At 64.6% G+C, this 14336-nt stretch carries 12 protein-coding genes; 11 read left to right on the top strand and 1 reads right to left on the bottom strand.

The window, feature by feature from the left end:
* Positions 1–59 precede the first annotated feature (59 nt).
* The 4 genes from NMB38_RS05180 to NMB38_RS05165 are packed head-to-tail and all read left to right on the top strand — an operon-like array spanning position 60 to position 1723.
* Positions 60–554, top strand: a complete 495-nt coding sequence (locus NMB38_RS05180; RefSeq protein ID WP_027915329.1) for a DUF6231 family protein — start codon at positions 60–62, stop codon at positions 552–554.
* Between the two features lie 2 nt (positions 555–556).
* Positions 557–1033, top strand: a complete 477-nt coding sequence (locus NMB38_RS05175; RefSeq protein WP_140174666.1) for a YchJ family protein — start codon at positions 557–559, stop codon at positions 1031–1033.
* Positions 1034–1035: 2 nt separating this feature from the next.
* A complete protein-coding gene (locus NMB38_RS05170) occupies positions 1036–1512 on the top strand; it encodes an LEA/WHy family protein (RefSeq protein WP_490809714.1) in 477 nt (158 codons plus the stop codon).
* Between the two features lie 7 nt (positions 1513–1519).
* Positions 1520–1723 carry an SEC-C metal-binding domain-containing protein gene (locus tag NMB38_RS05165; protein ID WP_494354913.1) on the top strand — a complete coding sequence of 68 codons (204 nt, stop codon included), beginning with the start codon at positions 1520–1522 and terminating at the stop codon, positions 1721–1723.
* A 37-nt stretch (positions 1724–1760) separates the two neighbouring features.
* Here the strand turns inward: NMB38_RS05165 and NMB38_RS05160 are convergent, their stop codons facing one another.
* Entirely contained in the window at positions 1761–2978 is a 1218-nt protein-coding gene (locus NMB38_RS05160) for an MFS transporter (protein WP_286928106.1), read from the bottom strand.
* Between the two features lie 131 nt (positions 2979–3109).
* Between NMB38_RS05160 and NMB38_RS05155 the strand changes: the two genes are divergently transcribed.
* From NMB38_RS05155 to pdeM, 7 genes are all read left to right on the top strand, one after another.
* Positions 3110–4450 carry an aminotransferase-like domain-containing protein gene (locus NMB38_RS05155; protein ID WP_028687596.1) on the top strand — a complete coding sequence of 447 codons (1341 nt, stop codon included), beginning with the start codon at positions 3110–3112 and terminating at the stop codon, positions 4448–4450.
* A 190-nt stretch (positions 4451–4640) separates the two neighbouring features.
* Positions 4641–7082, top strand: coding sequence for a penicillin acylase family protein (locus tag NMB38_RS05150; protein ID WP_281211615.1), 2442 nt, complete (start codon positions 4641–4643; stop codon positions 7080–7082).
* Between the two features lie 114 nt (positions 7083–7196).
* Positions 7197–8213, top strand: a complete 1017-nt coding sequence (locus tag NMB38_RS05145) for a ligase-associated DNA damage response exonuclease (RefSeq protein ID WP_023535285.1) — start codon at positions 7197–7199, stop codon at positions 8211–8213.
* Positions 8210–9868 carry an ATP-dependent DNA ligase gene (locus tag NMB38_RS05140; protein WP_049696458.1) on the top strand — a complete coding sequence of 553 codons (1659 nt, stop codon included), beginning with the start codon at positions 8210–8212 and terminating at the stop codon, positions 9866–9868. Before NMB38_RS05145 ends, NMB38_RS05140 begins: the two co-directional genes overlap by 4 nt.
* A gap of 115 nt (positions 9869–9983) precedes the next feature.
* Positions 9984–11099, top strand: a complete 1116-nt coding sequence (locus NMB38_RS05135) for a succinylglutamate desuccinylase/aspartoacylase family protein (RefSeq protein ID WP_404666148.1) — start codon at positions 9984–9986, stop codon at positions 11097–11099.
* A 65-nt stretch (positions 11100–11164) separates the two neighbouring features.
* Positions 11165–13609, top strand: coding sequence for a ligase-associated DNA damage response DEXH box helicase (locus NMB38_RS05130; protein ID WP_028687594.1), 2445 nt, complete (start codon positions 11165–11167; stop codon positions 13607–13609).
* Positions 13610–13682: 73 nt separating this feature from the next.
* Complete coding sequence (gene pdeM, locus NMB38_RS05125; RefSeq protein WP_286928101.1) at positions 13683–14336, top strand: ligase-associated DNA damage response endonuclease PdeM; 654 nt, start codon at positions 13683–13685, stop codon at positions 14334–14336.

Below are 14336 nucleotides of genomic sequence, written 5' to 3'. Positions count from 1 at the left end.
GGCCCTATGCCGACAGGCTCTGGCCCGATAGTCTTGGCTGATCTTGATGAGGACTGGCAATGACCGACGGTTTTTCCCAACGCACACCGCAGCAGGCGCTTGCCGCCTTGCTCGAGCGCGTGTCCCCGCAACGCCTGTTGCTGGTGGGCACGCGGTTCCCGGCACTTGACGCCTTCCTGCAGGCCCACCCACAAGCGAGCCTGGCGTGCGCGCCGCCGGGCCCGCTGCCGGCTGAACTGGCAGCCCAGCGCTTCGACCTGGCGCTTCTGGTCGATTGCCTGGAACACCTGCCCAAGCGCAACGGGTTGGAACTGCTGGGTGGCATTCGCAATCTCAACGCCAGTCGAGTCGCAGTGCTGGCCGACCTGGCCGCCTGCGGCTGGCAAGACACGGACTTCTTCGCCCTGGCCCTGTCGGCCAGTGAGAAGTTTCAACGCGACCAGCAGGTGCTGAGCCTGTTCACCTATGATCTACATGACTACAAGCAGGTCCCTGACTGGCTGAATGCGCGGTTCTGGGCCAACCCTGAAAACTTCGGCAAATACTGGTGGTGATGATGAGTGTTTCGGTCTGTCCATGCGGCAGTGGCAACGTGCTCGACGCCTGCTGCGGGCATTACCACGCCGGCACGCCTGCACCGGACGCCCAAGCCCTGATGCGCTCACGCTACAGCGCCTATGTGCTGGGGCTGGTCGATTACCTGGTGGCGACCACCCTGCCAGCCCAACAGGCCGGCCTTGATCGCGCCGCCATGGCCGCCTGGAGTGCCCAGAGCATCTGGCTGGGCCTGGAAGTGGAAGACGCCGAGCTGATCGGTGGCCAGCCTGAACACGGCTTCGTCACCTTCACTGCCCGCTGGCACGACCAGGACGGTGATCACCAGCACCGCGAGCGCTCAGCCTTCGTGCAGCACGATGGCCGCTGGTACTTCATCGACCCCACCGTTGGCCTGAACGCCACGCGCAACGATCCCTGCCCTTGCCAAAGCGGGCAGAAATTCAAGAAATGCTGCGCCAGCTATGTGGGTGGCTGAGCATGATGACCCGCCTGCGTGTCCTGCTGCCTGCCTTGTTGGTGATGCTCCTGGCCGGCTGCGTCAGCTGGGGTGGTGAGCCATGGCGGCAACCGGAGATCCACCTGGTCAGGGTGGAAACGGTCAAGGCCCGCCTGCTGCAACAGGAATTCGTGCTCCACGTGCGGGTGGAAAACCCCAACGACAGCCGCCTGTTCATCCGCAACCTGTCCTATGCCCTGCGGTTGAACGATGTGCTGCTGGCAGAAGACGAAGCCAGCCTGTGGCGCAGTATTGGCGGGCACGACCAGCGCACCTTCAAGATCACCGCCCGAACCAACCTGTGGCAGCGCCTCAAGCCCTTGGCCAAGATGCTCAAGAGTCACCAGCCTTTGAAGTACACGCTCAAGGCCGAACTGGGCACCGGCCTGTTGATCCATCGGAACCTGCACTTGTTGCGCGGTGGTGAGATAATGCCCGGCGATCATTACCTGGAGTAACCCTGCAATGTCCCAACAGCCTCACGTTCACGGCCCTGACTGCGACCACGACCACGATCATCACCATGATCACGGCCACGGCCACGTCCACGGGCCGCACTGCAACCACGTTCACCAGGAGCCGGTGCGCAACGCCCTCAAGGATGTTGGCCGCAACGACCCGTGCCCCTGCGGCAGCGAAAAGAAATTCAAGAAGTGCCACGGCGCCTGATAGCCGCCCCGCCGTTTGACAGCACCGCGCCTGTCCGTTAGCGCGGGCGCGGTGCGGTCTGCAGCCCGGGCGCCGAGGTGCCTGGCTTGGCTGGCAACCGAAGCGCGGTGGCCAGCAACAGCCCCAGGCACAGCACCATGCATAGACCGTTGGTGCCCGTCCAGCCTGCGGTGTCCAGCAACAAGGATGGCGTAAAGGCGCCGAGGGTGGCACACACGGCGATGGCCAGGTCATTCTTGCCCTGCAGGCGCATCGCCCCCGGGCTATCTTGCAATGCCTGCGCCAGCAGCGCCCCCCCGCCCACGTAGGTCAGGTTCCAGCCCAGGCCCAGGGCTATCAGTGCCGCCGTCATCACGGCATAACTGCTAGACCCCATGTTCAAGGCCGTGCTCACCACGAACAGGCCCAACCCGGCACAGATCGTCACCTTGATGCCCAACCGTTGAATGATGCTGCCAGTGAAGAACGAAGGCGCAAACATCGCCACGACATGCCACTGGATGGCCATGCGCACGTCGGAGAAGTCCTGGTGCATACCTTTCATGTGCAGCGAAGCCTGGATCATCAACAGGTTCATGATGCCGTACCCCAGCGCTGCCACGCTCATCGCCACCACCAGCACCCTGCGTGACGCAAGCTGCCCTACCTCGCACGCTCGCAGGTCCTGCTGCGGGCGATTGACCGGTTTCTCTTTAGGCAAGCAAAGGGCTATCAACCACGACACGAGCGCTAGGCCGACAAAGGCGGCGTAGCACAGCGAGAACAGCGGATACCCACCCACATCCCTGAGCCAACCGGTCAAGGCCGGCCCCACCACTGCCGCGATCACTCCGCCTGCCACCACCAGTGAGAGCGCCCGCGCTTTGAGGTGTTGCGTCAGGTTGTCGGTAGCGGCAAACCGGTTGAAGTTGGCGAACGCGATATACACCCCCAATGCGCAGTGGCTGAGTATCAGGGCAACAAAGTGCTGGTGCTGCACGGCCAGGAACCCGCTGACGCCGGATAGGGCCAAGGGTAGAGCACCCAGCATGAACGCGCGCCGACGACCGATGCGCCCCATCAGCCACGACACCGGGTAGGTCGCCAGCATCACGCAGAGAAACTGAAACCCGTAGGGCACCGTTGACCACGCAGGATCGGGCGCCAGAGCAGCACCGACCAGGGCCGCCATGGTCACGGACATCACAGCCGTGGTGAGGTTGACCGACTGCGCAATGAAATACAGGTAGGTGCGTGCTGGCAGGGTTTCGGTCATGGCGTGCTCGCTGATGATGCAGGAATGGAATGCGCCGAAGCTTCTCACTGATCGGCCGAGCACGGGCGAACAGTCGACGCGGTTTCCAGCTAACTGTTAGGCTGTTTTTTCTAACACTGGCGGACCCGTCGATGCGTGCTGACACTCTGCTTCATCAACTCCGGCAGCGTCTGGCTGCCAGCGAATGGCTGCCAGGGCAACGCATGCCGTCGATTCGCAAGCTCACGGCCAGCACGGGTGCGACCTACCACGAGGTCGTGTCCAGCTATGGGCGCCTGGTCAGCGAAGGGCTGTTGACGGCCGTGCCAGGGCGTGGCTATTTCGTGGCCGGCACCGCTCGGCCGCCAGCCAGAGACGAGGCACCTGGGCATATGGCCGGGGACGCGCTGTTCAAACTGCTGCAAGGCGGCCAGCACTACACCAAGCTCGGCTGCGGTTGGCTGCCCCCTGCCTGGCGCGACACCGAGCTGCTGGCCAAGGCTGTGCGTCGCACGGCGCGCCTGGAACAAAGCTCGCTGGCCGATTACGGCGACATCCAGGGTTACCTGCCCATGCGCAAGCAGCTGTGCGTGCACCTGCGGCGCATGACCCAGATCGATGTAGGTCCACAGCAATTACTCAGCACATTGGGCGCCACCCAGGCCCTGGACCTGGTGGCCCGTCTGCTGATCGCCCCTGGCGACCACGTGTTCGTCGACGAGCCCTGCAACGGTAACCTGATCAAGCTGATCCAGCTGGCCGGCGGGCACGTGATCGGCATCCGTCGGCTGCAAGACGGCCCGGACCTTGAGGACATGCAGCGGCACCTGGTCCAGCACAAGGTCAAGGCATTCTTCTGCAACAGCACATTCCACAACCCCACCGGCAGCAACGTCAGCCCGCACAATGCCTTCGGCGTGCTGAGACTGGCGATCGAACACGGCTTCTACATCGTCGAAGACGATGTCTATGGCGACTTCAGCCCGGGTGTACGCCAGACCTTCGCCGGCTTGGACAACCTGCAGCAGGTCATCTATATCGGCAGTTTCTCCAAATGCCTGTCCGCCTCGCTACGCGTGGGCTACATCGCTTGCCCGGCTGCACTGGTCGAACCGCTCATGCGCCTGAAACTGCTCACCTGCGTGGCGGTGCCTGCGTTCTGCGAGCGCTTCGTCAACACCATCCTCACCGACGGCACCTACGCCAGGCACATGAGCGATCTGCAGCAACGCCTGATTCGACAGCAGGTTCAGACCCAGCGCACGCTGACAGACCGCGGTTGGCGCTTCGATATCACGCCCCAAGGCGGCATGTTTCTGTGGGTCCATCACCCCGATATCGCCGACCTGCATCCGTTCGTGCGCCAACTCGAACAGCACGATGTGCTGCTCATGCCTGGCGAATCCTTTGCGATCACACGTAACTATGTGCAGTACACCCGCATCAACTGCACGCACTTTTCCGACGCCATGGCTGAGCATTTCGAGGTTTGACCCACTGCAAGGCGCGCTTGGGTACCCCAGCGTCATGGCCACGGATTGGCAAATTGCCGACAGAGTCCTGCCACTCATCCACCGCTGGGGCAGTGTGCCGAAATAAAGCCGGGGCAGGCCTTGCACCCAGGCGGCCTGCTCACTACCTTAGCGCCTTTCCATACCCGCTACGCCTTGCAGGAGCCTTGCCATGGCCGCCCCCGCCCTTTTCTTTTTCCGCCCGCGCGCTGCAACGGCTGCCCTGCTGCTCGGTTCACTTGGCCTGGCCGGTTGCCAGACCACCGCCCAACAGGACAGCCTGCCGCCGTCCAGCGGCGTGCAGCCGCTCAAGGGCCTGGCCCAGAACGTGTCGGTCAGGCGCAATGCCATGGGCGCTCCGCTGATCGAGAGCAGCTCGTTCCATGACGCGCTCTTCACCTTGGGGTACGTGCATGCCGGGGACCGGATTGAGCAGATGGTCGCCATGCGGTTGCTCGCCCAAGGGCGCATGGCTGAAGTGGCCGGCCGTGATGCACTGGATATCGACCGCTTGATGCGGGCGGCCAACCTCAAGCAAAGCGCGGCGCAGCTGTACGCCGACGCATCGCCACGGCTCAAGCGCTTCTTCGACGTCTATGCGCGCGGGGTCAACGCCTACCTGTTCCGCTACCGCGACAAGCTGCCAGCGGACCTGGCCAACAGCGGCTACCGCCCCGAGTACTGGAAGCCCGAAGACTGCGCGCTGATGTTTTCGCTGTATGCCTTCAGTCAGTCGGTCAACCTGCAAGAAGAGATCAGTGCATTGACCCTGGCGCAGAAAGTCGGCAGCGACAAGCTGGCCTGGCTGCTACCCGGTGCCGCCGACGAACCGCTTCCCGAAGGCGAAGCAGCCAAGCTCAAGGGCCTGGACCTTGCCAGTCAGTTGCCGGGGTTGTCTGCCCTGGCAGCTGCCAGTCAAAAACTGGGCGACCTTGATCTGCTGGGCAGTCCCGGTTCGGCCAACCTGGCCATCGGCCCGCAACGCAGCCGCAGCGGCAAGAGCCTGCTGGCCAGCGACAGCCGTGCAGCCTGGGCGCTGAGCCCGGTGCAGATCCACTCCAGCAAGTACCAAGTGGCCGGCCTGTCGCTGCCGGGCCTGCCGATCGTGCTGGCTGGCTACAACGGCCAGCTGGCCTGGACCAGCAGCGCGGTGATGGCCGACAACCAGGACCTGTTCCTGGAAAAACTGCGCCACCAGGGCAATCAGGTCAGTTACCTGGCGGACGGCAAATGGGTTGCAGCCAGGGCGCACACCGAGACCTTCCTGGTGCGCGGCGAGCGCCCAGTGCGCGAAGTGATGCACGACACGCGCCATGGCACGCTACTTGGCCAGTCGGGCAATGCCAGCCTGGGCCTTGCACTGAACCTGCCGCAGTTCAAGGGCGATCGCAGCCTTGATGCACTGTTCGACCTGACCCGCGCCAAGACCGTGGAGCGCGCATTCGACAGCACCCGTGATGTCACGGCTGCGGCGCTGAACTTCGTCTTCGCCGAAGCATCGCACATTGGCTGGCAGGTGAGCGGGCGCTACCCCAATCGCCGAGAAGGCCAAGGCCTGTTGCCTTCGCCGGGGTGGGATGGGCGTTATGACTGGGATGGCTATGCCGACCCCATGCTGCACCCATACGATCAGGACCCGACCGCTGGCTGGATCGGCCACGCCAACCAGCGCAGCCTGCCGCGCGGCTACGGCATGCAGCTGTCGAGCAGTTGGTACTACCCGGAGCGTGCCGAACGCCTGGGCCAGCTCGCCGGCAGTGGCCGCCTTGATAGCCGCAGCCTGATGGCGCTGCAGAACGACCAGGTCACCTTGTTGGCCGGCAAGCTCAAGCAGATGTTCGAAGCGCCAGGCATGGCAGGCCCGCTGCAGCAGGCCATCAATGCCTTGCCCGCCGATCAGCGCGAAAAGGCCCGTACGGCGCTGGCTAGGCTCAAGGCATTCGATGGTCGCTTGAGCCCAGTGTCGGCAGATGCTGCGCTGTACGCCCTGTTCCTCCAGGCTGTCGCCCGTCAGACATTCCTCGATGACTTGGGACCGGAAGCGGGAGCGGCCTGGCAGGCATTGGTCAGCAATGCACGCTTGTCGTTCTCGGCACAGGCCGATCACCTGCTGGGCCGGGATGACAGCCCGTTCTGGGACGACCGCAGTACGCCACAGAAGGAAGACAAACCCGCCATCCTGGCCCGCAGCCTGGTCGCGGCAATGGACACGGGCATCGCCCAACTGGGCACCGACCGCAGCGCCTGGCAATGGGGCAAACTGCACCAATACCAATGGCCTGCACCGGCCTACCATGGGCTGGGTGATGCCATCAGCCACCCTGCGCAGCCTGCAGGCGGCGACTTCAGCACGCTTGCCTTCACCCCCTACGCCTGGGGAAGCGACTTCGTCACCCGCCTGCCGGCATCGGCGCGGCTGATCGTGGACTTCAGCCAGGCTGAACCCCTCCAGGTGCTGACCAGCAGCGGCCAGTCCGGCAATCCGGCCAGCCCACATTACGGGGATGGCCTTGAGGCCTGGTTCAAGGGCCGCTTCGCTGTCATGCCCCTTGCGCCTCAGCACTTCGCGCGTGCCTATGGCACCCAGCGCCTGACCCTGGTACCGGGCAAGTAGAAACGGCCGGCGGCGTGCAGCGCTTGCGGCGGTCAAGGAGTGAAGAAACCACCGGTCGAACTTCCCCTGGCCGCAGCGGCTCCTAACTGGTAACTCCCTACCAGTGCGTGTGCCATGGACCTCGTCATCGCTCGACCCGAAGGCCTGTACTGCCCGCCCGGCGATTTCTACATCGATCCCTGGCGGCCGGTAGACCGTGCCGTGATCACCCATGGTCACGGTGACCACTCGCGTTCCGGCAATCGCCACTACCTCACCGCAGACCCGGGCGCCGGCATCCTGCGCAGCCGCCTGGGCATGGACATCAATTTGCAGACCCTGCCCTACGGCGAGCGCCTGTTGCACCACGGCGTGACCTTGAGCCTGCACCCTGCCGGGCATGTGCTGGGGTCGGCGCAGGTGCGCCTGGAGTATCAAGGCGAGGTGTGGGTGGCGTCGGGCGACTACAAGGTCGAGCCCGACGGCACCTGCGCGCCGTTCGAGCCCGTACGCTGCCATACCTTCATCACCGAATCGACGTTTGGCCTGCCCATCTACCGTTGGCCGACCCAGGCGGATGTGTTCGCCGGGATCAACGCCTGGTGGCGGGCCAACAGCGAACAGGGCAAGGCCAGCGTGCTGTTCTGCTACGCCTTCGGCAAGGCGCAGCGCATCCTGCATGGCCTGGACCCCAGCATCGGCTCGATTCTGGTGCACGGCGCCGTCGAGCCGCTGAACAGGGTGTATCGCGAAGCGGGCGTGTATTTACCTGAAACCCGCTATGCCGGCGATATTGCACGCAACGACCCGCTATTGCGCACCGCCCTGGTGATGGCCCCGCCGTCCGCTGGCGGCAGCAGCTGGATGCGACGCTTCGGCGATTACAGCGACGCGTTCGCCAGTGGCTGGATGCTGCTGCGCGGCACCCGGCGCAGACGCGGTGTAGACCGGGGCTTCGTGCTCTCGGACCACGCCGATTGGCCTGGGCTGCTGTGGGCCATCGGCCAGACCGGCGCCGAACGGGTCATGGTCACCCATGGATCGGTGGGCGTGCTGGTGCGCTACCTGAATGAACAGGGGCTCGACGCCCGCGCATTCGTTACCGAATACGGTGAGGAAGATGACGCTACAGCTGGGGAGACGGGCGCATGAAAGCCTTCGCCGAACTGTACCTGCGCCTCGATGGCACCACCTCCAGCAATGCCAAGCTCCAGGCCCTGCGTGAATACTTCGCCAGCGCACCGGCCCAGGACGCCGCCTGGGCGGTGTATTTCCTGGCTGGCGGGCGGCCGCGTCAATTGGTACCCACTCGGGTACTGCGCGAACTGGCCGGCGCGATGGCAGGGCTGCCGGACTGGCTGTTCGAGGAAAGCTACCAGGCGGTAGGCGACCTGGCCGAGACCATTTCGCTGCTGCTGCCCGACACCCAGGAGGGCGATGACGAAGGCCTGGCGCACTGGGTCGAAAGCTACCTGCTGCCGTTGCGCGGCCTGCCCCCGGAAGAGCTCCAGCAACGTCTGCCACCTTTGTGGGCACGGCTGGATCGCCCCAGCCTGATGCTGTGCCTGAAGCTGATCACCGGCAGTTTCCGCGTCGGCGTATCGAAGCTGCTGGTCACGCGTGCCCTGGCCCAGTTGGCGGAGCTGGATGCCAAGCGGATAGCCCAGCGGCTGGTCGGGTATACCGACATCAGCCACCGGCCAACCGCCGAGCGCTACCTTCAACTGATCGCGCCCGAATCTGCCGATGAGCATAGCCAGCGTGGTGGGCAGCCGTATCCGTTCTTTCTCGCGCACCCACTGCAAGCCCCGGTCGAACAGTTCGATACGCTGCTCGGGCCACCCAGCGCTTGGCAAATCGAATGGAAGTGGGATGGCATCCGGGCACAGGTGGTCAAGCGCGACGGGCAGTTGTGGGTCTGGTCGCGCGGCGAGGAGCTGGTCACCGAACGTTTTCCCGAGTTGCAGAGCCTGGCCCAGACCCTGCCCGATGGCGTGGTGCTCGATGGCGAGATCCTGGTCTGGAAAGCGAGCGATGCCAAGGCAGAGGCGTCCGTGCAGCCCTTTGCCCTGCTGCAGCAGCGCCTGGGTCGCAAGACCTTGGGCAAGAAATTGCTGAGCGATGCCCCGGTGGTGTTGCAGGCCTATGACTTGCTGGAGTGGCAAGGCGAGGACTGGCGCAGTCGCCCGCAGCATGAACGGCGCGCGCAGCTCGAGCGCGTGCTTGAGGCCTCCCCACTGGCACCTGTATTGCTCTCCCCACTGCTCGAAGGGCCCGATTGGGCGGACCTTGCCCGGCAGCGGGAGCAGTCACGCAGCCTGGGCGTGGAAGGCATGATGCTCAAGCAGCGCGAGGCCCTGTATGGCGTTGGCCGCACCAAGGACATGGGCACCTGGTGGAAGTGGAAGATCGACCCGTTCAGCGTCGATGCCGTGCTGATCTACGCCCAGCGGGGTCACGGACGGCGCGCCAGCTTGTACAGCGACTACACCTTCGCGGTCTGGGACAGCCCTGCCGGCACCCCGGACCGCACGCTGATCCCCTTCGCCAAGGCCTATTCCGGCCTGACCGACGAGGAGATGCGCAAGGTCGATGCCATCGTGCGCAAGACCACCCAGGAAACCTTCGGCCCAGTGCGCAGCGTCACGCCTACGCTGGTGTTCGAGCTGGGCTTTGAAGGCATCGCCCTGTCCAAGCGCCACAAGAGCGGCATTGCCGTGCGCTTTCCGCGCATGTTGCGCTGGCGTCTGGACAAGCCTGTCGAGGAGGCTGACGACTTGGCGACCTTGCAGGCCTTGCTGGCCTGATCGGGATCGCAGGTGGCGGCGAGGGGCTGGCGTGAGGCGCTGGCGGCGAAACTGTGCTTTCATCTGAAGGCTCAACCCGTGCCCCAGACCGTACAGCCCCGTATTCAGGACCATCATGCACCACTCGACCCACGACATTCTTTCCCCTGTTCCTGGGGTAACCCGCCAACTGCACAGTTTTCACTTCGGGCCACGCAGTGGTCGCAAGGTGTACATCCAGGCCTCGCTGCATGCCGACGAATTGCCCGGCATGCTGGTGGCCTGGCACCTCAAGCGCCAGTTGCTGGAACTGGACCAGCAAGGCCGCCTGCAGTGCGAGGTTATCCTGGTGCCGGTCGCCAACCCAGTGGGCCTTGAGCAGGTGCTGCTCGACGCCCCGCTGGGCCGGTTCGAGTTGCAAAGTGGCGAGAACTTCAACCGCAATTTCGTCGACCTGTCAGACACCATCGGTGATCAGGTCGAGGCCCACCTGACCCAGGACCCGCTCCACAACCAGGCACTGATCCGCGAATACCTGCGCCGCGGCCTGGATGCCCATCCGGCACGTACCCCCCTGCAAGCGCAGCGCCTGATCCTGCAGCGCCTGGCGTGCGATGCTGACCTGGTTCTGGACCTGCACTGCGACTTCGAGGCCGTCGAACACCTCTACACCACTCCAGACGCCTGGCCGCAGTTCGAGCCCTTGGCCCGTTACCTGGGTGTCCAGGCCAGCCTATTGGCGACTGATTCGGGCGGGCAGTCATTTGACGAGTGCTTCAGCCTGCTGTGGTGGCAACTGCAACAGCGCTTTGGCAAACGCTTCCCCATCCCGGCAGGCACGTGTTCGGTCACCCTCGAACTGCGCGGTCAGGCTGATGTGAGCCATGACCTGGCGCGTCAGGACTGCCAGGCCATTCTCGACTTCCTGACCCATGCTGGCGTTATCCAGGGCCATGCCCCTGCCCTGCCGCCCTTGCGCTGGCCAGCCACGCCACTGGCTGCTGTGGAGCCGATCACGGCTGCGGCGGGCGGGTTGCTGGTGTACCACGCCAAGCCAGGGCAGTACCTGGAGGCAGGTCAACTGATTGCCGAGGTCATCGACCCGCTCAGTGATCGCGTCATGCCCCTGCGCAACAGACAGCCTGGACTGCTGTATGCGCGCAGTGTGCGGCGCATGGCCACGGCAGGCATGGTGATCGCCCATGTGGCCGGCGAGCAGGTGTGCCGCAGCGGCAATCTGCTGGCCAACTGACAAGTAAACCAATACCTTGCAGCGGTGGTCTTTAGAAGCACAGCCTTCGAGGGACTGCCTGCCTGATGCCCACCACCACCGATCTTGCCAATGCCTGGTTCGCTCAACGCGGCTGGAAGCCGTTCGCTTTCCAGCGCAAGGTGTGGGCCGCCGTCGAGCGGGGGGAGTCAGGCCTGCTTTATGCCAATACCGGCGCTGGCAAGACGTATGCGGTCTGGCTGGCGGCCCTGCGGGCATTCAAGGCCCAGGCCCAGGGGCGTCACGCGGCGCCACTCCAGGTCATCTGGATCACCCCCATGCGCGCCCTGGCAGCCGATACGGCTCGGGCGCTGCAGGCGCCTATCGACGAGATGGGCCTGCCCTGGAGCGTTGGCGTGCGCAGCGGCGACACGGGCAGCGCCGAGCGCGCACGCCAGGCCCGGCGCATGCCCAGCGTGCTGGTCACCACACCTGAAAGTCTGACGCTGCTGCTGACCCGAGCCCAGGCCAGCAATGACTTCGCGACGCTGCGCATGGTGGTGGTCGATGAGTGGCACGAGCTGCTCGGCAATAAGCGGGGGGTTCAGCTGCAACTGGCGTTGGCCCGCCTGCGCCGTTGGCACCCTGGCCTGCCGACCTGGGGGTTGTCGGCCACCCTCGGCAACCTGCAGCATGCACTGGACGTGTTGCTGCCCCAAGGTGGTCAGCTGGTGCGCGGGCGCCAGGACAAGGTGCTGCAGGTCGATACCCTGGTGCCCGAGCACATCGAGCGCTTCCCATGGGCGGGGCATATCGGCCTGAAAATGTTGAAGCAGGTGAGCCGGGAAATCGACGCCAGCAGCAGTTGCCTGGTCTTCACCAACACCCGGGCGCAGGCCGAACTCTGGTACCAGGCCCTGCTCGAAGAGCGCCCCGACTGGGCAGGCCTGATTGCGTTGCATCACGCCAGCCTGGCACGTGACACCCGCGACTGGGTCGAGCGCAGCCTCAAGGAAGGCACGCTCAAAGCCGTCGTCTGTACATCGAGCCTGGACCTGGGCGTGGACTTTCTGCCGGTCGAGCGCGTCCTGCAGATCGGTTCGGCAAAAGGGATCGCCCGTTTGATGCAGCGCGCAGGGCGTTCCGGGCATGCGCCTGGACGGCGCTCGCGCATCACTCTTGTGCCCACCCACAGCCTGGAGCTGGTGGAAGCCGCCGCCATGCGTCAGGCCCTGGCGGCAGGCCACCTGGAGGGCCGCCGGTCGCCGCGCCTGTGCATGGATGTACTGGTTCAGCACCTGGTCAGCATGGCCCTGGGCAGCGGGTTCGATCCGCAGCAACTGCTCGCTGAAGTGCGCAGCACCTGGGCCTTTGCCGACCTGCGCGACAGCCAGTGGCAATGGGCACTGGACTTCGTTTGCCATGGCGGCAGCTCGCTCAGCGCCTACCCCGACTATCAACGTGTTGAAATGCACCCCGACGGCTTGTACCGGGTTGCCAGTGAGCGCTTGGCGCGCCGCCATCGGATGGGCATCGGCACCATTGTCAGTGACGCTTCGCTGCACCTGAAATACTGGAGCAAAGGCGGTGGCGGCAAGAACCTAGGCAGCGTGGAAGAGGCGTTCATCTCACGCTTGAGGCCCGGGGACACCTTCGTGTTCGCCGGCCGCGTGCTGGAGCTGGTTCGCGTGGAAAACATGACCGCCTATGTACGCCGCAGCAACGCGCGAAAGGCGGCGGTGGCCCGCTGGAACGGCGGGCGCATGCCACTTTCCAGCGAACTGGCCGACGCTGTGGTGCAACAACTTGACGCCGCCGCGCACGGGCGCTTCGATAGCCCTGAAATGCGCGCAGTAAGGCCATTGCTCACGGTACAAGCCCAGTGGTCGGCGCTGCCGACGACAGGGACCCTGCTTGCAGAGACGTTCAAGTCCAGGCAGGGCTGGCACCTGTTCGTGTACCCCTTTGCCGGGCGCATGGCCAACATGGGGCTGGCCAACCTGATTGCCTGGCGTGTCAGCCGCGAGCAACCGCTGTCGGTTTCCATCGCCGTCAACGACTATGGCTTCGAGCTGCTTAGCCCTGGACCGGTGGATTGGGCCAGCTACCTGCCCCGGGCGTTGAGTACCGAAGATCTATTGGAGGATGTGCTTGCCAGCCTCAATGCCGGGGAAATGGCATTGAGGCGGTTCCGGGAAATCGCCCAGATCGCAGGGCTCGTATTCGGTGGCTATCCTGCGGCGCAAAAGAGCATGCGCCAGATCCAGGCCTCAAGCGGGCTGTTCTACGAGGTCTTCCGCAAGCACGATGCAGGCAACCTGCTGCTGGGCCAGGCACGTGATGAGGTACTGAGTGAAGAATTGGAAATCGATCGGCTTCGGGGCCAGCTACTGAAGCTGACCGACCTCAGGCTGGACTTGCGCGTGATGGAGCGCACCGGGCCGCTGGCGTTCGCGCTGCTGGTCGAAGGACTGCGTGAAACCCTCAGCACGGAAAAACTGGCCGACCGCATTGCGCGGATGGTGGCGGAATTGGAGAGCATTGCAGGTTGAACCCGATAACGACCAAACGCATTCATGGGGCAGCGGTTATCTCGCTTGCCATCGACGGCCTGGCGATCCACACATGACGACACATTGCGCCATCGAACTGGCCGGGCAGAAACTCTGGCTGCTCCCGGACAAAGCCGTGTATTGGCCGGCCCGCAAGGCCTTGCTGCTGGCCGATGTGCACATCGGCAAGGCGGCGAGCTACAGGGCCTTGCACCAACCCGTTCCCAGAGGCACTACCGAAGCCACCTTGGCCCGGCTCGACACACTGCTTGCCGAACATGAGTGCGAGCAACTGATCGTGCTCGGTGATTTCCTGCATGCCCGTACTGCGCGGGCGCCGGCTACGCTGGCCCGGGTGCAAGCCTGGCGAGCACGTCACCCCGGGTTGAGCATCGTGCTGATACGCGGCAACCATGACCGCAACGCAGGGGATCCACCCGTGGAGCTGGGGATCGACGTGGTGGATGAACCTTATGTGGTGGAGCCATTTGCCCTGCAACACGAACCCAAGGAGCATCCGACGCTCACGGTGCTTTCAGGGCACGTCCACCCGATCTTCGTATTGCGCGGCAGGGCCCGCCAACGGCTTCGCCTGCCGTGCTTTTTGATCGACGAACACGTCAGCCTGTTGCCAGCTTTCGGGGAGTTCACGGGCGGTTGGGAAATCGAGCCCGCCAGCACCAGCCAGGTCTATCTGGCGGGCGCCGGCCGGGTATGGCCGCTATGA

Source organism: Pseudomonas sp. FBCC-B35, from assembly GCF_059133755.1.
Note: the sequence above shows the minus strand (reverse complement) of the source record. Positions and strands in the feature narration are given on the sequence as shown.

Excerpts from the sequence above, each read along its gene's own strand:
- NMB38_RS05165 (WP_494354913.1), top strand. The coding sequence starts at position 1,520 with ATGTCCCAACAGCCTCACGTTCACGGCCCTGACTGCGACCACGACCAC.
- NMB38_RS05180 (WP_027915329.1), top strand. The coding sequence starts at position 60 with ATGACCGACGGTTTTTCCCAACGCACACCGCAGCAGGCGCTTGCCGCC.
- NMB38_RS05160 (WP_286928106.1), bottom strand. The coding sequence starts at position 2,978 with ATGACCGAAACCCTGCCAGCACGCACCTACCTGTATTTCATTGCGCAG.
- NMB38_RS05130 (WP_028687594.1), top strand. The coding sequence starts at position 11,165 with ATGCCCACCACCACCGATCTTGCCAATGCCTGGTTCGCTCAACGCGGC.
- NMB38_RS05140 (WP_049696458.1), top strand. The coding sequence starts at position 8,210 with ATGAAAGCCTTCGCCGAACTGTACCTGCGCCTCGATGGCACCACCTCC.
- NMB38_RS05150 (WP_281211615.1), top strand. The coding sequence starts at position 4,641 with ATGGCCGCCCCCGCCCTTTTCTTTTTCCGCCCGCGCGCTGCAACGGCT.
- NMB38_RS05155 (WP_028687596.1), top strand. The coding sequence starts at position 3,110 with ATGCGTGCTGACACTCTGCTTCATCAACTCCGGCAGCGTCTGGCTGCC.
- NMB38_RS05135 (WP_404666148.1), top strand. The coding sequence starts at position 9,984 with ATGCACCACTCGACCCACGACATTCTTTCCCCTGTTCCTGGGGTAACC.
- NMB38_RS05145 (WP_023535285.1), top strand. The coding sequence starts at position 7,197 with ATGGACCTCGTCATCGCTCGACCCGAAGGCCTGTACTGCCCGCCCGGC.
- NMB38_RS05175 (WP_140174666.1), top strand. The coding sequence starts at position 557 with ATGAGTGTTTCGGTCTGTCCATGCGGCAGTGGCAACGTGCTCGACGCC.
- NMB38_RS05170 (WP_490809714.1), top strand. The coding sequence starts at position 1,036 with ATGATGACCCGCCTGCGTGTCCTGCTGCCTGCCTTGTTGGTGATGCTC.
- pdeM (WP_286928101.1), top strand. The coding sequence starts at position 13,683 with ATGACGACACATTGCGCCATCGAACTGGCCGGGCAGAAACTCTGGCTG.